General features: G+C 63.8%; 21 protein-coding genes. 19 read left to right on the top strand and 2 right to left on the bottom strand.

Annotated features, from left to right (window positions below; genetic code table 11):
• Nucleotides 1–17 precede the first annotated feature (17 nt).
• The 6 genes from AC3EML_RS12490 to AC3EML_RS12465 all read left to right on the top strand — a co-directional run bounded on the left by AC3EML_RS12490 (nt 18) and on the right by AC3EML_RS12465 (nt 6872).
• Nucleotides 18–1562 carry a sugar ABC transporter ATP-binding protein gene (locus tag AC3EML_RS12490; RefSeq protein WP_352521261.1) on the top strand — a complete coding sequence of 515 codons (1545 nt, stop codon included), beginning with the start codon at nt 18–20 and terminating at the stop codon, nt 1560–1562.
• Nucleotides 1559–2587, top strand: a complete 1029-nt coding sequence (locus AC3EML_RS12485) for an ABC transporter permease (RefSeq protein WP_352521260.1) — start codon at nt 1559–1561, stop codon at nt 2585–2587. The genes AC3EML_RS12490 and AC3EML_RS12485 overlap by 4 nt, the downstream gene beginning before the upstream one ends.
• A 298-nt stretch (nt 2588–2885) precedes the next feature.
• Complete coding sequence (locus AC3EML_RS12480; protein ID WP_023692133.1) at nt 2886–3818, top strand: substrate-binding domain-containing protein; 933 nt, start codon at nt 2886–2888, stop codon at nt 3816–3818.
• A gap of 109 nt (nt 3819–3927) precedes the next feature.
• Nucleotides 3928–4914, top strand: coding sequence for an ABC transporter permease (locus AC3EML_RS12475; RefSeq protein WP_023668514.1), 987 nt, complete (start codon nt 3928–3930; stop codon nt 4912–4914).
• 4 nt (nt 4915–4918) lie between these two features.
• On the top strand, nt 4919–5713 hold the full coding sequence (locus AC3EML_RS12470; RefSeq protein WP_023668515.1) for an ATP-binding cassette domain-containing protein: 795 nt from the start codon (nt 4919–4921) through the stop codon (nt 5711–5713).
• A 136-nt stretch (nt 5714–5849) separates the two neighbouring features.
• Complete coding sequence (locus AC3EML_RS12465; RefSeq protein ID WP_352521259.1) at nt 5850–6872, top strand: LacI family DNA-binding transcriptional regulator; 1023 nt, start codon at nt 5850–5852, stop codon at nt 6870–6872.
• Nucleotides 6873–7208: 336 nt separating this feature from the next.
• On the opposite strand, the gene AC3EML_RS12460 is transcribed toward AC3EML_RS12465, so the two are convergent.
• Nucleotides 7209–7790 (bottom strand): TetR/AcrR family transcriptional regulator, encoded by a 582-nt coding sequence (locus AC3EML_RS12460; protein WP_023668517.1) that lies wholly within the window; start codon nt 7788–7790, stop codon nt 7209–7211.
• A 242-nt stretch (nt 7791–8032) separates the two neighbouring features.
• Here AC3EML_RS12460 and AC3EML_RS12455 point away from each other — a divergent pair, with 242 nt between their 5' ends.
• The 8 genes from AC3EML_RS12455 (at nt 8033) to AC3EML_RS12420 (ending at nt 18335) form a co-directional block, all read left to right on the top strand.
• Complete coding sequence (locus AC3EML_RS12455; RefSeq protein WP_023692134.1) at nt 8033–8293, top strand: hypothetical protein; 261 nt, start codon at nt 8033–8035, stop codon at nt 8291–8293.
• Nucleotides 8287–11475, top strand: a complete 3189-nt coding sequence (locus tag AC3EML_RS12450) for an efflux RND transporter permease subunit (protein ID WP_352521258.1) — start codon at nt 8287–8289, stop codon at nt 11473–11475. Before AC3EML_RS12455 ends, AC3EML_RS12450 begins: the two co-directional genes overlap by 7 nt.
• A 14-nt stretch (nt 11476–11489) precedes the next feature.
• On the top strand, nt 11490–12644 hold the full coding sequence (locus AC3EML_RS12445) for an efflux RND transporter periplasmic adaptor subunit (protein ID WP_023740662.1): 1155 nt from the start codon (nt 11490–11492) through the stop codon (nt 12642–12644).
• 179 nt (nt 12645–12823) lie between these two features.
• Nucleotides 12824–13531, top strand: coding sequence for a GntR family transcriptional regulator (locus tag AC3EML_RS12440; protein ID WP_352521257.1), 708 nt, complete (start codon nt 12824–12826; stop codon nt 13529–13531).
• Nucleotides 13532–13548: 17 nt separating this feature from the next.
• Entirely contained in the window at nt 13549–14652 is a 1104-nt protein-coding gene (locus AC3EML_RS12435; RefSeq protein ID WP_352521256.1) for a mandelate racemase/muconate lactonizing enzyme family protein, read from the top strand.
• Nucleotides 14653–14813: 161 nt separating this feature from the next.
• Complete coding sequence (locus AC3EML_RS12430; protein ID WP_352521255.1) at nt 14814–16136, top strand: NAD(P)H-dependent oxidoreductase; 1323 nt, start codon at nt 14814–14816, stop codon at nt 16134–16136.
• Between the two features lie 20 nt (nt 16137–16156).
• Nucleotides 16157–17644, top strand: coding sequence for a xylulokinase (locus AC3EML_RS12425; RefSeq protein ID WP_352521254.1), 1488 nt, complete (start codon nt 16157–16159; stop codon nt 17642–17644).
• 97 nt (nt 17645–17741) lie between these two features.
• Nucleotides 17742–18335 carry a hypothetical protein gene (locus tag AC3EML_RS12420; RefSeq protein WP_352521253.1) on the top strand — a complete coding sequence of 198 codons (594 nt, stop codon included), beginning with the start codon at nt 17742–17744 and terminating at the stop codon, nt 18333–18335.
• 17 nt (nt 18336–18352) lie between these two features.
• Here AC3EML_RS12420 and AC3EML_RS12415 read toward each other — a convergent pair whose 3' ends face one another.
• A complete protein-coding gene (locus AC3EML_RS12415) occupies nt 18353–19315 on the bottom strand; it encodes a sugar-binding transcriptional regulator (RefSeq protein ID WP_352521252.1) in 963 nt (320 codons plus the stop codon).
• Between the two features lie 287 nt (nt 19316–19602).
• Here AC3EML_RS12415 and AC3EML_RS12410 point away from each other — a divergent pair, with 287 nt between their 5' ends.
• The 5 genes from AC3EML_RS12410 to AC3EML_RS12390 all read left to right on the top strand — a co-directional run bounded on the left by AC3EML_RS12410 (nt 19603) and on the right by AC3EML_RS12390 (nt 24859).
• Complete coding sequence (locus tag AC3EML_RS12410; protein WP_488505398.1) at nt 19603–20586, top strand: ABC transporter permease; 984 nt, start codon at nt 19603–19605, stop codon at nt 20584–20586.
• Nucleotides 20587–20715: 129 nt separating this feature from the next.
• Nucleotides 20716–21654, top strand: a complete 939-nt coding sequence (locus tag AC3EML_RS12405) for a substrate-binding domain-containing protein (protein WP_488505221.1) — start codon at nt 20716–20718, stop codon at nt 21652–21654.
• 30 nt (nt 21655–21684) lie between these two features.
• A complete protein-coding gene (locus AC3EML_RS12400) occupies nt 21685–23193 on the top strand; it encodes a sugar ABC transporter ATP-binding protein (RefSeq protein ID WP_352521250.1) in 1509 nt (502 codons plus the stop codon).
• Between the two features lie 106 nt (nt 23194–23299).
• Nucleotides 23300–24064: an SDR family oxidoreductase gene (locus tag AC3EML_RS12395; protein WP_023754060.1), complete on the top strand. Its 765-nt coding sequence runs from the start codon at nt 23300–23302 to the stop codon at nt 24062–24064.
• A gap of 9 nt (nt 24065–24073) precedes the next feature.
• Nucleotides 24074–24859: an SDR family oxidoreductase gene (locus tag AC3EML_RS12390; RefSeq protein ID WP_352521249.1), complete on the top strand. Its 786-nt coding sequence runs from the start codon at nt 24074–24076 to the stop codon at nt 24857–24859.
• Nucleotides 24860–25142: the final 283 nt, after the last annotated feature.

Here is a 25142-nt window from a genome sequence, read left to right as displayed (position 1 = left end):
TGTGGGGGCCGAATCGCATGCTCGGTTTGCCGATGATATCGGTGCGCAATCTCGCCATGCGTTATGGCGGCGTTGTCGCGCTCAGGGATATGAACCTGTCTGTCGGACAGGGGACCATCCATGCTGTCGTCGGTGAAAGCGGCGCCGGAAAGTCGACGCTGGTGAAGGTGCTTGCCGGCGTGCTCCGGCCCAACAGCGGCACCATCCGCGTCGGCGACCAGATCGTCACCGTCGACAGCCCGATCGCTGCACGCAAGCACAGCTTCGGCGTCGTCCACCAGGGGCTCGGCCTGTTTGCCGACCGCTCGGTGCTGGCCAATCTGTTCGTCAATCGCGAGCCGTTGCGCAATGGCTTCGTCTCCAGGCGCGAGATGGAGGCACGCAGCCGCACCTTGCTTCGGCAACTCAAGCTCGACGTCGATGTCCACGCTCCTGTGGGACAACTCGGCATGGGCGAACGGCAATATGTCGAACTCGGCCGCGCAATTCTGGAAGGCCCGAGGCTGCTGATCCTCGATGAACCGAATTCTGCGCTCGACCGGCGCCAGACCGAGCACCTGTTCACCGTACTAAGTGACCTCAAGGCCAAGGGCACGAGCGTGCTCTATGTCTCGCACCGGCTGGAGGATGTGTTTGCGATCGCAGACCAGGTCACCGTGATGCGCAACGGCCGTGACGTGCTGACAAGTGGGCGCTCGGCGTTGAGCGAAGCCGATGTGATCGACGCCATGATCGGCCAGCAGCGCGACAGCCTGTTCCCGCCTGCACTGCCGGCCAATGCCAGCACGATAAGGCCGCGGATCACGGTGGAGGGTCTGAGCGGCGGCCGGATTTCCGGCGTCAGCTTCACCGCCCGCTCCGGCGAGATCCTCGGCTTGGCCGGGCTTGAGGGGTCAGGCGTTGAACACCTGTTCGAGATGCTGTTTGGCCTGCGCAAGGCGCAAAGCGGCAGGGTGCGGCTCCCCGACGGCTACGGCTTGCCTGGAAATCCGACCGAAGCGGCGCGGCGCGGCATCGGCCTGGTGCCGGCCAACCGCCTGTGCAACGGCCTGATGCCCGACCGGTCGCTGGCCTTCAACATAGGCAACATCGCTACCGGCGCCCGCAACTGGGGGTCGCGCCGCTACTCGCCCAAGGCCGCGATCGCCGCCGCCGCAAGGCAGATCGATGCGCTGCGCATCAAGGGCCTGCCGGACGCGCCGGTGAATTCGCTGCTGGCCGGCGATCAGCAGAAGATCGTAATCGCCAAATGGCTGGAGACGGCGCCGCAAGTGCTGCTCCTAGACAATCCGGCTGGCGGTATCGAGGCGGCTGCCAAGCGCAAGATCTATGCGCTGATCCGGCAGATGGCGGCCAATGGCTGTATCGTTTTGCTGCGTTCGGTCGAGCCGTCCGAACTGACCAACCTCAGCAACCGCGTCCTTGTCTTCCACCGCGGCCGGGTCGCCGGCGAGCTGTCCGGCGCCGAGATGAAGCGAAGGACAGTGCTGCAACTGACCACCACCGGCGAGATGCCGGAGGCGGAGCGGCCGAAAAAGAAACTCGTGGGAGCCATGGCATGACACGATTGGATCCCACACTGCAGCTTGCCGGTTCGGCTGCCCACCCGAAGCGCAGCCTTCGCCTGCCCGTCGAACTCAGGCCGCTCATCGGGCTCGTTGTCTTGGTGGCGATTACAGGCTTTGCCCGGCCGGATTTCCTCGATGAGGCCAATGTGCTGTCGTTGCTGGAAACCGCTGCGTATCCCGGCATGCTGGCGATCGGCATGGTGTTCGTGCTCGCACTCCGCGAGATCGACCTTTCCGTCGGCTGGATATTCCATCTCGCGGCCCTTCTCACCGCATTCCTTCTGGCCACCGGCATCGACCCGTGGCTTGCCGCCCTTGCCGGCGTGCTGCTCGGCGCCGGGCTCGGCCTCGTCAACGGCCTGCTGGTGGTGGCGCTGCGACTGCCGGCCATCGTCGTTACGCTGGGCACCTTTGCAATGTTCCGGGGCCTGGCGGCGGTGGCCGTCGAGATGCAAGCGACAGCTCCGGCCAGCCCAGGCGGCGACTTCTTTGAGATCGTTCACGGCAAGCTGTTCGGCCTTGTGCCGACGGCTGTCTTTGTCTTCGTCGCAATGGCGGTGGTGATGCACCTCGTGCTTCACCGCAGCCGCTTCGGCTACCGGATTCAGGCCGTCGGCAGCAATCCGCAGGCGGCGCTCTATGCCGGCATCCCGACAGGTGCTGTGCGGCTGCAGACGCTGGTGCTGATGGGCGTCGTCTCGGGGCTGGCGGGCGCGCTGTGGCTTGGCTCTCCCGTTACCGACGTCGACCAAGGCGGCGGTTTCGTGCTGATGGCGATTGCCGCGGCGATCATCGGCGGCACCCCCCTTTACGGCGGGCGCGGCACCGTCTTCGGTGCGGTGATCGGCATGCTGATCGTCCAGGTCATCTTGAGCGGCGTGACCCTGTTCGGCATCGACGCCGCATGGAGCCCGTTCGTGATCGGCGCGGTGATGGTGCTGGTGCTCGCGATCGACCGGCTGGCCAAGGTGCTGCGCAACCGCCAGGCCGAGCGCTTTCAGGAAAATCCGCGCGCCTGAAGTTTAAGCCCCGCCTGCTTGCCGGGGAATATCTCTATCTCTTGGTTTGACGCAATTCCGGGCGGAAAACCGTTTCACACTTTTCCTGGAATTGCTGTCTAACTGATGCGATCTGATGGGATCGCTGATGGCGCGTTGCATCGCGCCACCATCCATTGGGCGGATAGAGGCTTGCCATCGGCCGCAAAAGAAGATGCTCTGCGCATCCGGGTCGGCGCTGGCAGGAGGAGAGGATCAAGGGCATGGCCCGGATCATCGCCGGACGTGGAGGTCGTTTTTCAACATGGGAGGAAAGCAAATGCTGACGAGGCTACGATTACTCGTGCTTGGCTTGATTGTGGCGCTGGCCATTCCGGCGGCGGCACAGGCCAAGACGTTCTACTGGATTTCGCATGGCGGCCCGGCCGACCCGGTCTGGACCTACTTCCTAGCCGGTGCCAAGCAATGGGCGAAGGACACCGGCAACACCGTCAACACCTCGTTCCACAATGGCGACGTTGCCTCGCAGCAAGAGGCCGTGCGTGCCGCGATCTCGGCAAAGGCCGACGGCATCGTCACCACCAGCCCCGATCCGGGCAGCCTGATCGAAATCGCCAAGGAAGCCAACACCGCCAAGATCCCGATCATCAACTTCAACACGCCCGATCCTAAGGCAAGCTTCGACGCCTATGTCGGCGGCGACAACGTCACCTTCGGCAAGCACTGGGCGCAATATCTGGTCGACAAGGGTCTGGTGAAGAAGGGCGACTTCGTCTGGATGCCGGTCGAAATCCCCGGCGCCACCTACGGCGTCCAGGAAGAGGAAGGCATCAAGAGCGTCTTCGAACCGCTGGGGATCACCTATGAGATCACCGAAGCGACGCTCGACCAGGCCGAAGCCATCAACCGCATGGTCGACTATCTCACCGCGAACAAGGCCAAGGTCAAGGCAATCATCGGCCTCGGCGATCTGGTCACCGGCTCGATCAAGCGGGTGTTCGACCAGGCCGGCATCAAGCCGGGCGAAATCCCGGTCGTCGGCTGGGGCAACTCGCTCGACACCACCCAGGAAGTGCTGACCGGCTACGTCAATGCCGGCCAGTGGCAGGACCCGCAGGCGACCAGCTACGTCGCGCTGTCGCTGGCCAACATGGCGGCGTCAGGCATTCCTCCGGGCTTCAACGTCATCACCGGCGCGCTCTATGAAAAGGACACCGCGCAGGTCTACGACGACATCCTGTCCGGCAAATAACCCAGACCTTCAACAGTCGCGGCCGCAGCCGCGGTCGCGACTGTCTTTTCGCCGAGCCCTTCGCGTTGCGCGCTGGGCTCAGCCTTCCCCTTCCTGTCGCAGGTTATCAGTGGAAAACCGTTCGCTCATCCAACGCCTGATCGCGAGGCCGGAATTCGGGCCCTTCGTTCTGCTCATCGTCGAAATCGCGGTATTCTGGAGCATCAACCACGATTTCCTGTCGCCGCAGAACATCTCCAACACGCTGGCCTTCACCGTCGAGCTCGGGCTGATCGCGCTGGCGATGACGCTGTTGATGACGTCGGGTGAATTCGATCTGTCGGTCGGCTCGCTGTTCGGCTTTTCGCCGGTGCTGATGTGGACGCTGTTCAACAGCGGCCTGACCTCGCTGGAGGTCGGCTTCCTCGCCGCGCTGCTGATCGCGGCCTTCATCGGCCTGGTCAATGGCTGGTTCGTCACGCAGCTGAAAATCCCATCCTTCCTGGTGACGCTCGGCATGCTGCTGGTGGTGCGCGGCACCGCGCTGTTCGTCACTGACGGCTTTCCGCAGCGGACGTGGAGCGCCGAGGGCAGCTGGCTGGCCGAAGCGCTGGTCGGTGATTTCTTCATCGGCCCGTTCCGCATCTACATGTCGCTCTTCTGGTTCATCGCGGCGGCCATCGCGCTGGGCTACGTGCTGACGCAAAGCCGGACCGGCAACTGGATCCAGGCAGCCGGCGGCAATCCAGGCGCCGCAAGGGCGCGCGGCGTCAACGTCAGCGGCGTCAAGATCGGCCTGTTCGTGCTGTCGTCGGTGATGGCTTCGCTTGCGGGCGTCATCTCGTCGCTGCGCACGTCGGCCGCCAACCCCAACAGCGGCACCGGCTACGAGCTCGAAGTCATCGCCATGGTGGTGATCGGCGGCACGGCGCTGACCGGTGGGCGCGGCACCATCATCGGCACCGTGCTCGGCATCCTCATCCTGCGCGTCATGCGCAACGGCATCGTGCTGATCGGCGTGCCCGGGCTGGCCTACAACATCTTCATCGGCGCCATCATCCTCGGCATGATGGCGCTGCACTCATGGCTGGAACGCCGGCATCAGGCAGGGACCTAGAACCATGGCTGAACCGCTCATCCGCATGTCCAACATCAAAAAGTCCTACGGGCGCGTGCAGGCGCTCGAAGACGCCAATTTTCATGTCAACGAAAGGGAGATCGTCGGCCTGCTCGGCGACAATGGCGCCGGCAAATCGACGCTGATCAAGGTGTTGTCGGGGGCGGTGCCGCTGACCAGCGGCGACATTTTCATCCGCGGCAAGAAGGTCAATCTGCGCAGCACCAGCGACGCCATCGCGCACGGCATCGAGACGATCTACCAGGATTCGGCACTGGTGACGCAGCTGTCGATCGCGCGCAACCTGTTCCTCGGCCGCGAGCCGATCAAGCCGCCGCGTTTTCTGAACCGCATGGACCAGGAGGCGATGAACAATGTCGCCCGCGACCTGTTGAAACAGGTCGGCATCTCCAAGAACATCCCGCCGACGACGCCGATCGGCTCCCTGTCCGGCGGCGAGCGGCAGGCCGTCGCCATCGCGCGCGCCATGCACTTCGACAGCGACCTGATCATCCTCGACGAGCCGACCAACAATCTCGGCGTCGCCGAGACGCAAGGCGTGCTGAGCTTCGTGCGCAACGCGCGCGATTCCGGGCATTCCTGCATCTTCATCGCCCACAACATCCACCATGTCTTCCAGGTGGTTGACCGCATCGTCGTCATGCGCCGGGGCAAGGTGGTGGCCGACGACATCGACCCGAAGAAGACCAGCGTGGCCGAGGTCGAACGCATCATCACCGGGATGTCGGACAAGGAGATCCGCGACGCCATCATCGAAGGCGGGCCATCGCACGGCTGAACCGTCTTCGCGCCGTCTGGCACGGAAACGCATCCGCTCTAACTCGTTGTAGAGCATGACCTTTTGACAAAACGGTTCCCGTTTGTCCGAGAAAACCGGTTCCCACTTTTCGGGATCATGCTCTATGACTACAGCCATGAAAGCCACCGTTGCCGACATAGCCAGGAGCTGCGGCCTGTCGACCGCGACCGTCGACCGGGTTCTGAACAACCTGGCCGGCGCGAGCGCCGCCAACCGCCAACGGGTGATGGAGGCGGCCAAGCAGCTCGGCTATTTGCCGGTGGTCGATCAGGTGACGCTGCCGTCGCGGCCGGCGCATCTTGAATTCTTCCTGCCGATCGGCGTCAACGGTTTCATGATCGACCTCGCCGGGCACATCGAGGACTATGCGGGGCGCCTGCCGCTGGTCGCCTCGTGCCGGATCCACAATCTCGGCGGCATCTCGCCGGCAGCGCTGCAGGCGGCGGTTGAAAATCTGTCGCTGAAGGCCAATGGCGTCGGCGTCATTGCCGTCGATCATCCGCGAACGCGCAACATATTGCGCGATGTGGTCGAGGCAGGCATCCGCCTTGTCACGCTGGTCTCCGACGTTCCAGCCGCCCCGCGTTCGGCCTATGTCGGCATCGACAACCGGGTTGCCGGACGCACGGCGGCGCTGTTGATGGGGCGCTTCCTCAATGGCCGCCAGGGTCATCTGGCGATGGTCGTCGGCTCGCGTTCCTATCGCGGGCACGAGGAGCGCGAGATGGGCTTTCGGTCGGTGCTGACAGAGGAATTCCCCAATCTCACGGTCTCGAGTGCGGTCGAGATCAATGACGAACCGGAGGGCAGCTACACCGCAACGATGCAGGCGCTGCACAACGAGCCGGAACTGCTCGGCATCTACTGCGTCGGCGCTGGGCGCTCAGGTGTGGCGAGAGCGCTGCTTGAGGCCAAGCCAAAGAAGAAGCCGGTCTTCATCTGCCACGACCTGACCAAGGAAACGCGCGGCTATCTCGTCGACGACCTCGCCGATGTCGTCATCGACCAGAATGCGCGGCTGATCGCGGAGCAATCTGTGATCCGCCTGCTCGGCTCGATCGCGTCCGCCGCGCCCTACCTGACGAAGAAGTTCATCGAGCCACGGCTGATCTTCAAGGAAAACGTGCCGGTGCAGTGAAGTCGCGCCGTGGCGGTTTCTCCGATTTGTACGACAAGTCGGGGTAGATGCCGCAAATCTGCACAGCAGCCATGCAACTTTCATTGTTGCCGAATCATTGGGCAACCCGTACTCATCTGGGTGTCGGCCATCTACTCCTCCCAGATGCGATGCCGACGCTGAGCGCGGTGCACCTCCTCCCGCATCTCGTTCGAAATCGAGCCCGCTGCCACCTCCTCCCGGCAGCGGGCTTTTTTCATTCTCAAATGAATCTAAATTAGAGTTGACGGGCAAGTTCGGAGAATAGCCAAAAGCCCCGCCGGATGATGGGGACTCCTCAACTCCGAAAGCTGGAATTCAGCGCGCCCTGAAAGAGCTGATCAGGCCTTCAGCCATGCGCACGAACTGCGTGCTGGGGCCCTGGCAGCCCATGGTCTGCACGCTGACGCGCGCCCCTTCGAACAGCAGCGACAGCGTATCGGCCAGAAGCTCGGCCTGACCGATGCCCGCATCCCGGCACAGCGCAACGAGGCGATCGCGCTGAGCGCTCTTGAGCTCCTTGATCACGCTCCTGGCGGGATGGTCCGGCTCGGTCAATTCGGCGGCGGCATTGGCCATGTCGCAGCCGCGACCGTCAGCCGCCAGGCAAGCAGCGGCCATGCGAATCCAGGCATGCAACTGGGCGAGCTTGTCGCCGGGATGCTCAGCCTCGAATTGGTCCCACATCGCGGCGCCTTTAGCCGCCGACGCGCGCAGGCATTGGACGATCAGTTCGTCCTTCGACTCAAAATGACGGTAGAGCGTCATCTTGTTGGTGCCGGCGGCTTCCGTGATGGCGTCGACACCGACGCCCTTGATGCCATGCTTGTGAAACATGTCCTGCGCCGTCTCCAGGATTCGGTCCCGGGGGCGCACGCGATCGGTAATGCCGTCTGCCATCGCAGTCTCCTTGTCTCCCTAAAAATTCGGTTCACCTCTTGACTAGGGTGTTACCGGTCTGTAACTATCCGAATGTTACTTACTGGTAACACCTATGTGGCCTTCCGTCAATAACAAGGCCGTGAACTGGTCCTGCCAGATCACAAAGGGTGAAAATTGCAGGTCATGCGGCTCCGGCCGGTGAAGAGATGAAAACCGGTTCGCGATCGTCCGATGCGGGCCGCTGGAATGGAGACGCTCCAATGTCGCAGCGCAAGGATTTGACCATCGATGAAGCCATCCGGGATCCGATGATCCGGCTGGTGATGAAAGCGGACCGCGTCAATCCGCGCGCCTTCGAAGCGATGCTGAGGACCGTTGCCGATGAGCAGGGCCTCAGCGGTGCGGCGCCGTCTTCGTATTTTTTGCAGGACCCGGGTTCGGTGCGCGGCCGGCGGCTGTCCCGGTCTGCCAATTCTTTTAAAGAGGCCGGTTCTTCTAAAGAGGTTTGCGTGTCGTGGTAAACTTTTTCATCCATCGTCCGATCTTCGCCTCGGCCATCGCCATCATCATGGTGCTCGCCGGGACGATTTGTTATTTCCTTTTGCCGGTTTCGCAGTTTCCCGACATCACGCCGCCGCAGGTCGTGGTCAGTGCGCATTATCCGGGCGCCAGCGCGCAAGTGGTCGCCGATACGGTGACGACGCCGCTGGAGCAGCAGATCAACGGCGTCGAAGGCATGACCTACATGTCGTCGTCGAGCTCCAATGACGGCTCCTCGACCATCACCATCACCTTCGATGTCGGCTATTCCTTGAGCACCGCGGCCGTCGACGTCCAGAACCGCGTCTCGCAAGCCGCCTCGTCGCTGCCGGCGATCGTCAACCAGGGTGGCGTGACGATCAAGAAGCAGAACCCGAATTTCGTCCTCATCGTCAATCTGACCTCGCCCGACAGTTCGGTCGATCCGGTGGCGCTGAGCAACCTCGCCTATCTGCAGGTTGTCGATCCTTTGAAGCGGCTGCCCGGCGTCGGCGACGTGCAGATCTTCGGCGAACGCCGCTATTCGATGCGCGTCTGGCTCGATCCGGACAAGCTCGCCAATCTCGGCATCACCGCTGTCGACGTCCAGAACGCCATCTCGGAACAGAACGTCCAGGTGGCGGCCGGCAAGATCGGCCAGTCGCCGGCGCCCGCCGGCACCGCCTTCGAGATGCAGGTCAACGCCGTCGGCCGCCTGAGCGACCCCAAGGAGTTCGGCGACATCGTCGTGCGCGCCAACACCGGCACCGGCTCGCTGGTGCGGCTGCGCGACGTCGCCCGCATCGAGCTCGGCGCGCTGCAATATTCGTCGTCGGCCTTCTTTGGCAAGGACCCCACGGTGGTGCTGGCCGTCTACCAGATGCCCGGTTCCAACGCGCTCGATCTGCAGCAGCACGTCAAGGACAAGATGCAGGAACTGTCGGCCCGTTTCCCCAAGGGCGTCTCCTACGCCATGCACTACGACACCACGCGCTTCGTGTCGGCATCGATGCATGACGTGCTGATCACGCTTGGCGAAGCGCTGGTGCTGGTCGTGGCCGTGGTGTTCATCTTCCTGCAGAGCTGGCGCACGACGATCATCCCGACCATCGCCATTCCGGTGTCGCTGGTGGCGACGATGGTCGTCATGGAAATGATGGGCTTCTCGCTCAACATGCTCTCCCTGCTCGGCATGGTGCTGGCCATCGGCCTCGTCGTCGACGACGCCATCGTGGTGGTCGAAAATGTCGAGCGACAATTGGAGGCGGGCCTCAAACCGCTGGCGGCGACCAAGGCCGCGATGGCCGAGGTCACCGGACCGATCATCGCCACCACCGCGGTGCTGATGGCCGTCTTCGTGCCCGTTGCCTTCATTCCTGGCGTCTCCGGCAAGCTCTACAATCAGTTCGCGCTGACGGTGGCGATTTCGGTCGGAATATCCGCCTTCAACTCGCTGACGCTCAGCCCGGCGCTGAGTGCCGCCTTCCTGCGCCATCGCGGGGAGACGCAGTTCGCCCCGTTCCGCTGGTTCAACACGGGTTTCGACAGGCTGTCGCATGCCTATGCCCATGGCGTACGCATCCTCATCCGGCTGCGCTGGATCATGCTCGGTCTGTTCGCGGCCGGCCTGGTCGCCACCTACTTCGTCTGGCAAAAGCTGCCCTCGACCTTCCTTCCGGTCGAGGACCAGGGTTACTTCTTCGTCGTCATCCAGCTGCCTGACGGCGCCTCGCTGGAACGCACTGACGCCGTGGCCCAGAAGGCGCGCGACATCCTCCAAGCTACGCCCGGCGTCGAGATTGTCGGCTCGATCAGCGGCCTGAACTTCCTGACCAGTGCCGCGCAGTCGAACTCGGCTGTCGAGTTCGCCATCCTGAAGCCGTGGGAAGAGCGCGGCCCCGACCAGAGCGCGTCGAAGCTCGTCGCCGACGTGCGCGGGAAGCTGATGCAGATTCCGGAAGCCTTCGCGCTGTCCTTCGATCCGCCTTCGATCCCGGGTATCGGCACCACGGGCGGCTTCGAATTCGTCGTCGAGGATCTCACCGGGCGCGGCAGTTCAGCCCTCAACGACGCGACGCAAGCCGTGATCGCCGAGGCGCGCAAGCAGCCGGAAATCAACCCGCAGCAGCTGTTCTCGCCGTTCTCGACCTCGACGCCGCAGTTCAACTACGACCTCGACCGCAGCAAGGCCAAACTGCTCGGCCTCAACCTGCCCGACGTCTTCAACACGCTGCAGATCTATCTCGGCTCGCTCTACGTCAACGACTTCAACCTGTTCGGCCGCACCTTCCGGGTGACCATCCAGGCCGACAAGGATGCACGTGCCGACGCAGGCGACCTTTCGCGGCTCTATGTGCGCAACGCCTCCGGCGGCATGGTGCCGCTGAGCACACTGGGCAAACTGGTGCCGTTCGTCGGCCCGGAAACCGTGCCGCACTACAACAACAACGCCTCGGCCACGATCAATGGCGGCGCAGCCCCCGGCTTCTCGTCGGGCCAGGCGGTTGCCGCGATGGAACGGGCCGCCGCCACCGCTTTGCCCAGGGATTTCGGTTTCGAATGGACCGGCATCACCTTCCAGGAGCTCAAGGCAGGATCGATCGCGTCGGTCGTCTTCGGCCTCGCCATCGTCTTCGTCTTCCTGATCCTGGCGATGCAGTATGAGAGCTGGGCGATGCCGTTCATGGTGCTGCTGGCGGTGCCACTGGCCCTGTTCGGCGCCTTCGCAGCCCTGTTCTTGCGCGGCATGCAGATCGACGTCTACTCGCAGATCGGCTTCGTCATGCTGATCGGCCTCGCCGCCAAGAACGCGATCCTGATCGTCGAGTTTGCAAGGCGGCGGCGCGAGGAGGGACTGAGCATTGTCGACGCGGCAATGGAAGCTGCGCGGCTGAGGCTGCGGCCGATCCTGATGACGGCCTTCGCCTTCATCCTCGGCGTGCTGCCGCTGATGTTTGCGACGGGTGCGGGTGCGGCAAGCCGGCAGTCGATCGGCACCACCGTGTTTGGCGGCATGGTCGCGGCGACCATCCTGTCGCTGGTGTTCGTGCCAGTCTTCTACGCGGTCATCGAACAGCTGCGCGAACGCCGCGTGCGCAGCGAACCCAACGCTGCTCATGACCAGGACAATAATGAACCGACTGCCGAACCAGCGCCGATGCGCCTGGCCGAAGCAGCCGAATAGAATTGGAGACCAAAATGCGTAAATGGAAAATAGCTTTGGGAACGGCCGTCGCCCTGGGAGCGATCTCGGTGGCAAGCGTCCACTTCCTCGACATGGGCAATCTCAGCCTCAATGCCGGCACGGCGGCAGCGACGGCAGCACCTGCGGCATTCGTCATGCCGGTGCCGGTGACGAGCGTGGTCAAGAAGACGATCCCGATCTACCTTGACTACGCCGCCCGCATCGAGGCTATCCGCAGCGTCACCTTGCAGGCCCGCGTGCCCGGCTATCTGCAGGAGCAGACGGCTAAGGACGGCGCGGATGTGCGCCAGGGTGATCTGCTCTACAAGATCTCGCCTGACGACTTCAAGGCGGCTCTCGACCAGGCCAAGGCCGAAGTGCAGCGCGACCAGGCGAGCCTCGACTATGCGCGCTCCAATCTCGGCCGCGGCTCCGAACTCGCCAAGAGCGGTTATCTGGCCAAGGATGGGTTCGACCAGCGCACGAGCACCTTGCGTCAGGCCGAAGCGTCGCTTGCCGTCAACCAGGCGGCGGTGCGGACGGCCGAGCTTAATTTGAGCTACGCCGAAATCCACGCTCCGTTTGCCGGCCGCGTCGGCCGCAACCAGGCTTCGGTCGGCACGCTGGTCAGCGTCGCCGGCACGGTGCTGAACACGCTGGTGCAGCTCGACCCGATCTACGTCACCTTCAATCCGAGCGAGACGGATCTGGCCGAAATCGAACAGGCCCGGGCCGCCGGCCCGATCGAGGTCGAGGTGCTGCTGCCCGGCGAGACCGAAGCCAGCCAGAAGGGCGAACTCACCTTCATCGACAACACGGTCGACCACTCGACCGGCACGATTACGGCGCGCGCCACCATCGGCAATGCGAAGTTCTCGCTGCTGCCGGGCCAGTATGTCCGCGTGCGGCTGCACATCAAGCAGCTGCCCGACGCGCTGATGGTGCCGCAGGTGGCGCTGGGTTCGAGCCAGCTCGGCAAATATGTCTATGTCGTCGGCAAGGGCAACACGGTCGACCAGCGCATCGTCTCGCTCGGCGCGACCAGCGGCGACCTTGTGGCGGTGCTCAGCGGCGTTGCCGAAGGCGACCAGGTGATAACCGGCAATCTGCAGAAGATCGGACCAGGAATGCCGATCTCGCCGTTGCCCCAGGAGAAACCGGCCAGCTGATAACCCCCATCAGCCCCGGTCCTGCGGCGCCTTCGGCTTCCACGCCGAGGGCGCCGTTTTTTATGGAGCGCCGCACGCCGTTTTTGGAGTAACCGCAAGGCACAAGAATCCGGAACAGACATATTGTAGGATTGTCGACAATCTGCTTGTCTGTTTCCGGCTCTCACTGGAGTGACGGAATGGCCAAGCTGGACTTCAATCCGATCGCGGATACGACACGCCGAGCCGAGATCGTTGCGCTGTTGCGGCGGGCGATCCTGACCGGCCAGCTGGAACCCGGCCAAAAGCTGAACGAGCTGAGGATCGCTGAGCAGATGCGGGTCAGCCGTGCGCCGTTGCGCGAGGCGATGCGCGAGCTGGTGCAGGAAGGCATCCTGACCAGCATTCCCTATGCCGGCACCTTCGTCATCGATGTCACCGCCAAAGATATCGACGACGCCTATTCGCTGAACAAGGTGCTCGATGAATTCGCCATCGAGCGGACATGGAAGCTGCGCGACCAGCGCTTCTTCGATGAACTCGACCGCCGGCACGAAGCGGTGAAGCAGGCAACGCGCGCGCGCGACACCACCCGCCAGATCGAGACCGCACTGCAATTGCACGGGCTGATCTATGAATGGGCCGACAATTCGGTGCTGCTGGAAACCTGGCAGCGGCTGACCAGCCGGCTGCAAATGTACTTTGCCCTGCACCAGCGGGCCCGCAACGAGCCGGTGCCGGCCGAAGATCTCCACGAAACCTATGTGCGGCTCTTGAAGGGCGCCGACATGCGCGCTGCCCAGCGCCATGCGCGCGAGCATATCGACCTCGATTTCGAAGAGCTGCTTGCCTATGCGCGTGGCCTCGAGCAGCGGAACATCGAAGGGCTGACCCTCCTCAACGCCTAGAGACAACGGACAGACAAGTGCAGATCAAAACCATCAAGGCCTATCGCGTCGTGCAGCCCTTCGTGGACGGGCCCTACCGCATGTCCAAGGGGCGGGTTGCAGACTGCTTCGATGCGGTGATCGTCGCCATCACCTCCGACAGCGGCGTAACCGGCTGGGGCGAGATGGCGCCGCTCGGCAATTTCTATTCGGCCGCCTTTCCGGCGGGAACGCGTGCGGGCGTGGTCGAGATCGCGCCGCACCTGATCGGCCAGGACCCGCGTGGCCTCGCCGGCATCGGCCGATTGATGGATACGGTGTTCAAGGGCCATCCCTACATCAAGTCGGCGCTCGACATGGCCTGCTGGGATCTGGCGGCCCGGGCCGCCGACGTGCCGCTGGTGACCATGCTTGGCGGCCGCGAGAGCGACATGGCGGAGACCTACCGCGTCGTCACCCACGGCACGCTCGACCAGATGGCGGCACTGGCCAAAAGGATCATCGCGGAAGGCTGCCGGCGGCTGCAGGTCAAGGTCGGCGGCAATGTGCATGACGACATCGACAGGGTGAGCGCAGTCGCTTCGGCCGTGCCGAAAGGCACGGTGATTTTCTGCGACGCCAATGCCGGCTGGATACCCTACCAGGCGCGGCAGTTCGCCGATGCCACGCGCGGCATCGATTACACGTTCGAGCAGCCCTGCACGACGATCGAGGAGAACATGTCGGTGCGCCGCATGCTCGACAAGCCGATGGTGCTGGACGAGAGCGTCATCTCGCTCGAGGCGATGGTGGAAATCCACCGCCTGGGCGCCGCCGACGGGCTGACGCTGAAGATCTCGCGGCTTGGCGGCGTAACCAGGACAAGGCAAATCCGCGACGTCGCCGTCGATCTCGGTTTCATGATCACCGTCGAGGATACGGGCGGCGCCGAGATCGACACGGCGGCGATGGCGCATCTGTCGCTGTCGACGCCGGAAGAACGCCGGCTGCACGCCATCGCCTTCCATGAGTGGGTGACGGTGCGCACGGCCTCCAACGCCCCACCGGTCACCGGCAGCCACATGGGCATTCCCGACGGGCCCGGCCTCGGCATCGATGTCGTGCCCGACCTGCTCGGCAAGCCTTTCCTAGAGATCGGCTGAGATCAAGCGCAGCATGAACCTGTCACCCCACGAATCCTCCGTGGGAGATTTGGTCCTGCAGCCATTCTCCGATTTGCGGGTTGAAATATTTTTCAAATGGAAATAGGAATGTTCAAAATGATGATTTGACGCTGCGGCGCGTCATGACTGGAGGAAGCGATATGGCCCATCCGCAATTTGCAGCGGAACTTCTGCAGCGCGCTGAAGCCCAAGGGCCCATCACCATCGGACTCGCCGGCGCCGGGCAGATGGGCACCGACATCGTCGTCCAGGTGGCGCTGATGCCGGGCATGCGGATCGGTGCCATTTCCGAGGTGCGGCCGCAAGCGGCGATCGATGCCGCACTGCTCGCCGGCCATGACCGCTCCGACATCGTCCAGGCTGCGAACGCCTCTGCCATCGACCGCGCCATCGAGGCCGGCAAGATCGCTGTCACCGAAGATCTGCATGCGCTGGCCGCGGCCGGCCGCATTGATGTCATCATCGACGCGACAGGCAATCCCAACATCGGCACGCTGTTTGCGCTCGAAGTGATGAAGAACGGCAAGCACATCGTTATGCTCAATGTCGAGGCGGACATTACGATCGGCCGCTTCCTCAAGGAGGAAGCGCGCAAGGCTGGCGTGGTCTACACCGGTGCGGCCGGCGACGAACCCGCCTGCACGCTGGAGATCATCGGCTTCGCCAAGAGCCTCGGCTTCAACATCATCGCCGCCGGCAAGGGCAAAAACAACCCGCTCAAGATCGACGCCATGCCCGCCGACTACGAGAAGGAAGCGGCCGAGCGCAACATGAATGCGCGCATGCTGGTCGAGTTCGTCGACGGTTCCAAGACGGCGATCGAGATGGTGGCTATCGCCAACGCCACCGGGCTGGTGCCCGACGTGCCGGGCATGCACGGCCCGACGGCGACGCTGGAGGAACTGGCCAGCGTGCTTTGCCCGCGCGAGGATGGCGGCGTGCTGCACCGCAAGGGCGTGGTGGACTATTCTATCGGCAAGGGCGTGGCGCCCGGCGTGTTCTGCATCATCGAAACGAGCCATCCGCGCGTGCTGGAGCGCATGGTCGACCTCAAGGTCGGCAAGGGCCCCTATTTCACGATCTACCGTCCCTATCACCTGACAAGCCTTGAAGTGCCACTGTCGGCGGCGCGCGCCGTGGTCTACAAACGCGCCGACATGGAGCCGCTCGACCACCCGGTGGCCGAAGCGGTGGCGGTGGCCAAGAGCGATCTCGGCGCGGGCCAATCGCTCGGCATGATCGGCGAGAACGACTATCGCGGCTTCGCCATGACCTGGGAGGACGCCCGCGCCAAGGGCGCGCTGCCGCTCGGGATTGCCGAACGCGCCAAGGTGGTCAAGCCGGTCAAGACCGGCGACTTCCTCACCTATGAAAATTGTGTACCCGACGATTCGATGGTGATAACGCAGATCCGCCGCCGTCTCGACCAGTCGGACGGACAGTTTGTGACCAACGCCGCCTGAACCTTCGGGATCTCCCTGTGATGGACTATGTCGTTATCGGGATCGATGCCTCGACGACGGCGGTGAAGGCGATCGCCTTCACCCGCGACGGCGCGGAGCTGTTCCAGGCGCGCGAGGCCTATCCGCTGGCCAATCCGAAGCCCGGCCATTTCGAGCAGGATGCCGAACATTGGTGGGCAGCCCTCATCAGTTCGCTGAAGCAGGTTGCCGACAAGGTCGGCGCAGCGCGCGTGGCGGCAATTGCCATAGCCCATCAGCGCGAGACCTTCACCCTGATCGATCAGGCCGGCACGCCGCTCATCCCGGCGATCCTGTGGCTTGACGAGCGCGCCCGGCCTCAAGTCGCCAAGCTGTCGGCCGAGCTTGGCCGCGAGACGATCCGCGACTGGAGCGGCAAGCCGCCGGATCCGACGCCGGCGCTCTATGCCATCGCCTGGCTGGCGGAACACCAGCCGCAGGTGCTGGCCAACGCCGCCGCCCTGGTCGATGTTCATGGCTTCTTCGTTCACCGGCTGACCGCACGGCTGGTAACCAGCACGGCAAGTGCCGACCCGCTCGGCTTGCTCGATGTCACGACAGGCGAATGGCACCCTGAGCTTGTCTCGGCTGCAGGGTTGCAGCCACGGCAGTTGCCGGCGCTGATCGGCCCAGGCGAAATCTGCGGCGGCCTTGCCGAAAGCATTGCCCAGCTGACTGGCCTCAAAGCGGGCACGCCAATTGTCGCCGGCGCCGGCGATGGCCAGGCCATGGGTCTCGGCATGGGCGTCTATGGTGCCGGCAGGAGCTATCTCTCGCTCGGCTCCGGCGTCGTCAGCGGCTGCTATTCCGGCACGGTCACCACATCGGATGCGTTTCGCACGCTGGTCTCGCCGACCGGCTCCGGCTTCATGCTGGAAACCGTGCTGCGCTCGGGCATGCAACTGGTCGACTGGATCGTGCGCACCACCGGCGCGTCTTCCGCGGCAGAACTGGAGAAGGGTGCGGTCGATGTTGCGGCCGGCGGCGACGGTCTTTTGGTCATGCCCTATTGGGCCGGCGTCATGAGCCCCTATTGGGATGGCGCGGCGCGCGGCGCCGTTGTTGGCCTGTCGCTCGACCATGAGCCCAGGCATCTCTTCCGCGCCACGCTGGAAGGCATCGCTTTGGAGCAGGCCATCGCCAGCGAGGCGATGGAGGCCGAAAGCGGCGGCAAGTCGGGAGAGATGATTTCCGCCGGCGGCGGCACCAATTCGGCGCTGCTGATGAAGATCATGGCCAGCGTGCTGGAGCGGCCGCTGTTCGTGTCGCCGGTCAACGAGGCGGCGGCCCTTGGCGCGGCCATGCTGGCTGCTTCGGCGATCGGCTGGTTCGCCTCGGCGGAAGACGCCGCCAAGGCAATGGCGGCGGCGCCGGCCAGGCGTGTCGATCCGGATATGACGCTGGTGCCGGCTTACCGGGCGCGCAAGGCGATCTACCGCGACCTCTATCACGCGACACGCGACATCCACGCGCGGCTCGGTGCGATCTGAGTTCAAGCGCAGCTTGCCTGCGTGAGGCTCCCATGCCCAACCTGCCCAGCTTGCCGATTTTGCGTCCTGCCCGGCCAATGCTAAACTCATCGGGCTCATGAAAGCAGTATTTCACCTTGCCGCCCTTCCCTGGATTGTCGCGCTTGCGGCAGCTCCGATGACGGCGCGTGCGCAGGACGAGCCGCCCTTCGAGGTCACGCTCGACATGGACAATGACGGCAGGATGGATCGGGCCGCGATCGCGGCGGATTCCGACACCGGGCTGGCGGATCTCTCGATCTATCTGGCTGCCGGCGAAGGAAAGCTCGATCCTTCGCGCAAGCCTGACTTTGTCAAAAAGGCGCTGACGCAGGACCGTATTCTCGGGCTCGAAAGCAAGGGCAAGGGATCGCTTGTCGTCACCTCGTGCTTCGGCTGCGGCGCCAACAAATCATGGGATACAACGCTGACCATCGTCTGGCGCGGCGGTAAATTCCTTGTCGCCGGCTACAGTCGCGACTGGGACTGGAATGTTCAGAAAGCCGACGGCTCGGTCGAGACGACGCTGGGCGGTTGCGACATCAATTTTCTCACCGGCAGAGGCGTTGCCTCAAAGGACCTGGACGACGGCAAACCGGTCGCGGGAAAATTCGTGCCGATCGCACTGGCCGACTGGTTGGACGACAGTCGTCCGGAGCCCTGCGAATTCTGACCGACGCCGGACAGCGCTCAACGATTGAGCAGGCCTTTGGCCGCATCCTCATCGGTAATGAGCACCGAAACCCTGGTGTTGGCGAGCGCGGCGCGCATGACGGCGACCTTCTCCTGACCGCCTGACACCAGGATGATGCTCGGAATATCGGACAGATCCTGCAGCGGATAGGCGCAGACGCGGCGGTTGACCTCATGGTCGACAGAGTGGCCCTCGGCGTCGATGAAATGGCACAAGAGGTCGCCGACCGCGCCGGCCGCCTGCAATTCCTCGAGTTCGCTCGGTTTGATGAAGCCGTAATTGGCGATCGGGCTGTCCTTGGAAAACGAGCCGACGCTGAGCACGGCGATGTTGGCGCGGCGCGCGCGGAAGACGACATCCTGAACGCTGCGCTGGCTCATGAAGGCATCGCGCTGTTCCGGCTTGTCGGCATAGACCGGCACCGGCAGCAGGAAACATTCAGCGCCGATCTTTTCGGCGAACTCCCAGGCGCTTTCGGTCGGGTTGAGCGGCTGCGCATGGGTGAGGCCGCCGAGCATCGAGACGACCGTCGTCCTGGCAATCGGCCGCCTCGGCAATTCGTTGATGGCGAATTTCAGCGTCCGGCCCCAGCCCAGCGCAATGACGTCGCCGGCATTGACGTTGTCGGCGAGATAGGCGGCAGCCGCGTGGCCGATCATCAGCGGCGCGTTGCTGCGATCAGCGGCCGACGGCACCACGACCGCCTGGCTTAGCCCAAAGCGCTGCTTCAGGCCCTCCTCGAGCTGCACACATTCGACGACACTGTCGCGAATGCGGAACTGGACAATGCCTTCCTCGCGGGCAGCCGACAGGATCCGGTGCACCTTGATGCGGCCGACGCCAAGAATCTCGGAGATGCGCTCCTGCGTCAGCCCTTCGACATAGTAATGCCAGGCGGCGCGGGCCTTCAGCTCGGCATCGGGGAAGCGCGAGGCCTTCTCATTTTCGACGGTCGCCATGCTCGTGCTCTCCCGCGGCAGATTTCGGAAATCTTTTCCGCAAAGCGCCGCCCCCTGGCCTTCCCTAGGACAAACCGCCCGGTGGCGCAAACCTTCGCCGAATGGCGCAACGGCTCTTGACAATTTTCTAATGAACAGTTTAGCTGAACAAAATTGCATATCAAAGAAAAATTGTTCACAGGGAGGTGCCTGGTGAACAAGAGCGGACGGCAGGCCATCGCCGTTTCGCTGACGGAGGAGACGAAGTGGCCGTGAGTAATGATGCAAGCGAGTCGAAGGCTGGCGAGTTGAAAGCCGCGCCCGGCACTCAAGGTGCGACGGCCGCGAAGCTTTCGGCACTGTTTGCCGGAACCATGGGACCGCTGATCGGACTGCTGCTGCTCTGCCTGGCGCTGACGTTGACCACCGACACGTTCCTCACCGTGCGCAACATCCTCAACGTGCTCGACCAGATCACCGTGCTCGGCATCATGGCAATCGGCATGACGCTGGTGATCCTGATCGGCGGCATCGATCTCTCGGTCGGCTCGGTGCTGGCGCTGGCCGCCATGGTGATGGGCTTTGTCTCCCATCCCGACTATCTCAATCTCGGCCTTGCCGCCGGCGTCGTCGCCGCACTTGTGGTGGCGGGCCTTTGCGGCCTAGTCTCGGGCCTGCTGGTGACCGTCACCCGGCTGCCGCCCTTCATCGCGACGCTGGCGATGATGTCGGTGGCGCGCGGTCTTGCCAACATGATCACCGACGGTTCGCAGATCGTCGGCTTTCCCGACTGGTTCACCAACCTGTCGATCATCCGCCATTTCGGCTTCCTGTCGGTCACCGTCGGGGTGATGATGGTGTTGGCGATCGTCTTCGCCATCTTCCTCAACTACCGCGCCACCGGCCGCAGCCTTTACGCCATCGGCGGCAGCGCCGAGGTGGCGCGGCTCTCCGGCATTCCGGTGAAGTCGCTGACCACCTGGGTCTATGCCATCTGCGGCGTGCTTGCGGGTCTTGCCGGCATCGTGCTCGCCGCGCGGCTGGATTCGGTGCAGCCGAGTTCCGGCCTGGGCTATGAACTCGACACCATCGCGGCGGTGGTGATCGGCGGCGCCAGCCTCTCGGGCGGCGTCGGTTCGATCGGCGGCACAGCGGTCGGCGTGCTCATCATCGGCGTGCTGCGCAACGGCCTCAATCTGCTCGGCGTCTCGCCCTTTATCCAGCAGGTGGTGATCGGCGTGGTGATCGCGCTGGCGGTCGCCAGCGATACCTGGCGGCGCAGGGCGCGATAGAGAACGGGGTACAATTGAGAATTCGCCCGGAGCGTCCGGGCGATAGACGGATCGGTCGATCCGAAACTGGGATGTTCCAAGGGGCGCGATGCGCTGGCGGGACAGTTTGACTATCAACGGAGGAAACACATGCTGACCAAACGTTCATTGCTGCTTGCCGCTGCCGCCATCATTCCTATGCTCGGGCTGACCGACATGGCCTCGGGCAAGGAGGCCAAGAAACTCGGCCTCGCCGTGGCCAATTTGCAGGCCGACTTCTTCAACCAGATCAAGCAGTCGGTCGAAGCCTACGGCAAGGAGAAGGGCATCGAGATCGTCACCGTCGACGCCAAGGGCAATTCAGCGACCCAGGTCAGCCAGGTGCAGGATCTGATCACGCAGAACATCGACGCGCTGATCTACATTCCGGCCGGCGCCACAGCCGCCACCGTGCCGACCAAGACCGCCAAGGCTGCCGGCATCCCGGTCGTCAATGTCGACCGCAACGCCGACGGCGCGCCCGGCGACACCTTCATCGCCACCAACAGTGTCGCCTCGGCGCAGGCGGTGTGCGACTACATCGCCAAGCAGGCCGGCGGCAAAGGCGAACTGATCATCATCCACGGCCAGAAGGGCACCACGCCGGAAGTCGATCGCTCGAAGGGCTGCGGCGAAGCGCTCAAGGCCTATCCCGATATCAAGGTGGTCGGCGAATTGTGGAGCGAAGGCTGGCACCAGGACGAAGGCTTCAAGCTGACGCAGGACCTGCTGCAGTCGCATCCCGATGTCTCCATCGTCATCGGCCAGGCCGATGCGCTGGCGCTGGGCGCGGCACAGGCGGTCAAGGTCGCCAATCCCGGCCACAAGGTCTGGGTCGCCGGCTTCGATGGCGACGTGGCCGCACTCAAGGCGCTGAAGGACGGCGTGTTCGACGTCACCGCGACGCAGCAGACGCAAGGCATGGGCCGGCTCGCCGTCGATGCGGCGATCAAGCTGGTGGCCGGCGAAAGCGTTCAGGCCGAGCAGCTGCAGGATGCGACGCTGACCACCAAGGACAATGTCGAACAGTTCATCGCCAAGCACCCGTAATAACCCGCACCGCTTAGAGAGAGCGCCACGATGTCTCCTGATCCTCGCCACAGCGAACGCCCGCACAACGGGCTCTTCGTCAACGGCCTTTGCAAGAGCTACGGACCGGTCCAGGTCCTGGCCGATGCAAGCTTCGAGGTGCGGCCGGGCGAGGTCGTGGCGCTGCTCGGCGAAAACGGCGCCGGCAAGTCGACGGTGTCCAACATCATCGCCGGTTCGACAAAGGCCGATGCCGGCACTATCATCTGGCGGGGGAAACATTATTCCCCCGCCTCGCCTGCCGCGGCAATCGATGCCGGTGTGGGCATGATCCATCAGGAACTGAAGCTGCTGCCGGACCTGTCGGTGGCGGAAAATGTCTATGTCGGGCGCCTGCCGATGCGCCGCGGCCGCATCGACCGCGCGGAGATGAACGCCAAGGCCTCGGCGCAGTTGAAGCGGCTTGGCCTCGACGTCTCGCCCGAGCGCAAGGTGGGCACGCTGCGCATCGCAGCCCAGCAGCAGGTCGAGATCGCCAAGGCGCTGACGCTGAATGCCGAATTGCTGATCTTCGACGAACCGACCGCAGCGCTTGGCGGCGAGGAAACGGAGCTTTTGTTCCAGCAGATCCGCAAGCTCAAGGCGGAAGGCATGTCCTTCATCTATATCAGCCATCGTCTCGACGAGATCGCGCAGATTGCCGACCGCGTGGTGGTGATGCGCGACGGACGCATCGTCGCCCGCCACGAGCGCGCCGATATTCCCGTGCGCACAGTGGTCGAGCAGATGGTCGGCCGCTCGGTCGAGCGGATGTTCCCGCATCTGACGCCGCCGCGCGAGGAAACACTGCTCGAGGTCGAGAACCTGTCTTCGCCGGAGAAGAGTTTCAACAACGTCTCCTTCTCGGTCAAAGCAGGCGAGATTCTCGGCATTGCCGGGTTGATCGGCGCCGGCCGCACAGAACTGGTGCGGGCGATCGCCGGCGCCGATCCGATCTCGTCCGGCTCGGTGCGTGTTGCCGGCGAACCGGTGCATCTCAGCGGGCCGGCGGCGGCGATCAAGGCCGGTGTCGTGCTGGTGCCGGAAGACCGCAAGGCGCAAGGCGTCGTGCTCGACCAGACCATCGGCGAGAACCTGGCGTTCGGCAATTTCGACCATGTCGCGCCGAAGGGCTGGGTGTTTCCCAAAGCAGTGCAGAAATTCGCCGAGGCCGGCATCGCAAGGCTCGGCGTCAAGGGCAAGCCGAACCAGGCGGTCAGCAAGCTTTCCGGCGGCAACCAGCAGAAGGTGATCATCGCCAAATGGGTGTCGCGACCGCCGAAGGTGTTCATCCTCGATGAGCCGACGCGCGGCATCGATGTCGGTGCGCGCGCAGCGATCTACGACGTCATCGCCGACCTCGCCCGCTCCGGCATGGCCGTGGTGGTGGTCAGCTCCGACCTCGAGGAGGTGCTGGGGCTATCGCACCGCGTGCTGGTGCTGAGCCGCGGCCGCCAGCGCGGCATTCTCGGCCGCAGCGAGGCCAGCAATGTCGCGGTGATGGAACTCGCCACGAGCTGAGGACAGGAGTCGGAACAAAGCGCAGCAGGTGGTATCCTCCCAAGGACCGGACCGCGCGGGGCGCCAGCAAAGACTGGCGCCCCTTCATTTCAGGAGGGGGAACAACATGAAACTATTCGATCTCAGCGGCGACGTAGCACTGGTAACAGGCGCCGGCAGCGGCATCGGGCAAGCGATCGCCATTGGATTGGCCGAAGCCGGCGCCGATGTCGTCTGTTTCGGCCACACCTCCAAGGGCGGGCTGGACGAGACGGCGCACAAGATTTCGGCACTTGGCCGCAAGGCGCTGGTGCTGACCGGCACGGTGACGTCGGAGGCCGATCTCGCGTCAGCGATCGAGCGCACCGAGAACGAACTCGGCGCGTTGACCATCGCCGTCAACAATGCCGGCATCGCCGGGGCCGAGCCGGCCGAGACGCTGCCGCTGGAGACGTGGCAGAAAATCTACGACGTCAATGTCAGCGGCGTGTTCCTGTCTTGCCAGGCCGAAGCGCGCGCCATGCTTTCACGACGCAAGGGCTCGATCATCAACATCGCCTCCATGTCGGGTTCGATCGTCAATCGCGGCCTGACCCAGGCGCATTACAATTCGTCGAAGGCGGCGGTCATCCACATGTCGAAAAGCCTCGCCATGGAATGGGCCGATCGCGGCCTGCGCGTCAATGTGGTGAGCCCAGGCTACACGCTGACGCCGATGAACAAGCGGCCGGAGGTCGCCGAACAGATCAAGATCTTCGAACGCGACACGCCCATGGGGCGCATGGCGACGCCGGAAGAGATGGTCGGCCCGACCGTGTTCCTGGCCAGCCGCGCCGCGAGTTACGTCACCGGCATCGACCTGATCGTCGATGGCGGTTTTGTCTGCTGGTAAGGAGAAAAGATGCAGAAGCGTTTTGAAGGCAAGACTGCGGTCATCACCGGCGCGAGCGGTGGCATCGGCGCGGCGATGGCGAAGCGCTTCGCCGAGGAAGGTGCCGCGGTGGTGGTCAGCGCCATCGATACCCGCGTCGAGGACGTCGCCGCCGGCCTGAAAGCGGCAGGCGCCAAGGTCGCGTCGATGCGCATGGACGTTACCAGGAAGGATGAGGTCACCGCGCTTTACGACCTCGCCGAGAAGGAATTCGGCCGTGTCGACATTTCGGTGCAGAATGCCGGCGTCATCACCATCGCCCGGATCGAGGCGATGACCGAGGCCGAGTGGGACAAGGTGATGGCGGTCAACACCAAGGGCGTGTTCCTGTGCTGTCAGGAAGCGATCGCCCGCATCCGCAAGCATGGCGATGGCGGCCGGCTGATCAACACGGCATCGGGCCAGGCGCGGCAGGGTTTCATCTACACGCCGCATTATGCGGCGTCGAAGTTCGGCGTCGTCGGCGTCACCCAGAGCCTGGCCAAGGAAGTAGCCAAGGAAAAGATCACCGTCAACGCGATTTGCCCCGGCATTATCGACACTGACATGTGGGCTTACAACGACGCCGCCTGGGGCAAGCTGATGGGTGACTACAAGCCCGGCGAGCTGATGGCCGAATGGGTGAAGAACATCCCAATGGGGCGCGCCGGCAGCGGCGAGGACGTGTCCGGCCTGGTCAGCTTTCTCGCCAGCGACGACGCCACCTACATCACCGGCCAAACCATCAATGTCGATGGCGGCCTGATCATGTCGTGAACGTCAGCTCCGGCGGTTGGCAATCGACCAGTCTGAAATTCCGCAGTGCACAGGGCATCAGCCGTTGCGCGGCATGAACGTTGGTATATATAATTTCATCCCATGAAACGGCCTTGGCGGGGATGGGGCTCGCCGGCCGAGACCATGGGACCTTGATGGCTCGCACGTCTGAGAGCGCCGCTGGAGCGGCGATCGATCTGTTGACGATTGCTCACGCAGCAATCCATCCGATGCCATGACGCGGGCCCGCCCGGCATCACATAAACACCAAGTCGAGGAACCA

The sequence above is a fragment of the Mesorhizobium sp. P170090 genome (assembly GCF_057786115.1).
The sequence above is the reverse complement of the archived record's forward strand: the minus strand, read 5'-3'. Positions and strand labels throughout refer to the sequence as shown.

Excerpts from the sequence above, each read along its gene's own strand:
- AC3EML_RS12490 (WP_352521261.1), top strand. The coding sequence starts at position 18 with ATGCTCGGTTTGCCGATGATATCGGTGCGCAATCTCGCCATGCGTTAT.
- AC3EML_RS12485 (WP_352521260.1), top strand. The coding sequence starts at position 1,559 with ATGACACGATTGGATCCCACACTGCAGCTTGCCGGTTCGGCTGCCCAC.
- AC3EML_RS12480 (WP_023692133.1), top strand. The coding sequence starts at position 2,886 with ATGCTGACGAGGCTACGATTACTCGTGCTTGGCTTGATTGTGGCGCTG.
- AC3EML_RS12470 (WP_023668515.1), top strand. The coding sequence starts at position 4,919 with ATGGCTGAACCGCTCATCCGCATGTCCAACATCAAAAAGTCCTACGGG.
- AC3EML_RS12465 (WP_352521259.1), top strand. The coding sequence starts at position 5,850 with ATGAAAGCCACCGTTGCCGACATAGCCAGGAGCTGCGGCCTGTCGACC.
- AC3EML_RS12460 (WP_023668517.1), bottom strand. The coding sequence starts at position 7,790 with ATGGCAGACGGCATTACCGATCGCGTGCGCCCCCGGGACCGAATCCTG.
- AC3EML_RS12455 (WP_023692134.1), top strand. The coding sequence starts at position 8,033 with ATGTCGCAGCGCAAGGATTTGACCATCGATGAAGCCATCCGGGATCCG.
- AC3EML_RS12445 (WP_023740662.1), top strand. The coding sequence starts at position 11,490 with ATGCGTAAATGGAAAATAGCTTTGGGAACGGCCGTCGCCCTGGGAGCG.
- AC3EML_RS12440 (WP_352521257.1), top strand. The coding sequence starts at position 12,824 with ATGGCCAAGCTGGACTTCAATCCGATCGCGGATACGACACGCCGAGCC.
- AC3EML_RS12430 (WP_352521255.1), top strand. The coding sequence starts at position 14,814 with ATGGCCCATCCGCAATTTGCAGCGGAACTTCTGCAGCGCGCTGAAGCC.
- AC3EML_RS12425 (WP_352521254.1), top strand. The coding sequence starts at position 16,157 with ATGGACTATGTCGTTATCGGGATCGATGCCTCGACGACGGCGGTGAAG.
- AC3EML_RS12420 (WP_352521253.1), top strand. The coding sequence starts at position 17,742 with ATGAAAGCAGTATTTCACCTTGCCGCCCTTCCCTGGATTGTCGCGCTT.
- AC3EML_RS12415 (WP_352521252.1), bottom strand. The coding sequence starts at position 19,315 with ATGGCGACCGTCGAAAATGAGAAGGCCTCGCGCTTCCCCGATGCCGAG.
- AC3EML_RS12405 (WP_488505221.1), top strand. The coding sequence starts at position 20,716 with ATGCTGACCAAACGTTCATTGCTGCTTGCCGCTGCCGCCATCATTCCT.
- AC3EML_RS12400 (WP_352521250.1), top strand. The coding sequence starts at position 21,685 with ATGTCTCCTGATCCTCGCCACAGCGAACGCCCGCACAACGGGCTCTTC.
- AC3EML_RS12395 (WP_023754060.1), top strand. The coding sequence starts at position 23,300 with ATGAAACTATTCGATCTCAGCGGCGACGTAGCACTGGTAACAGGCGCC.
- AC3EML_RS12390 (WP_352521249.1), top strand. The coding sequence starts at position 24,074 with ATGCAGAAGCGTTTTGAAGGCAAGACTGCGGTCATCACCGGCGCGAGC.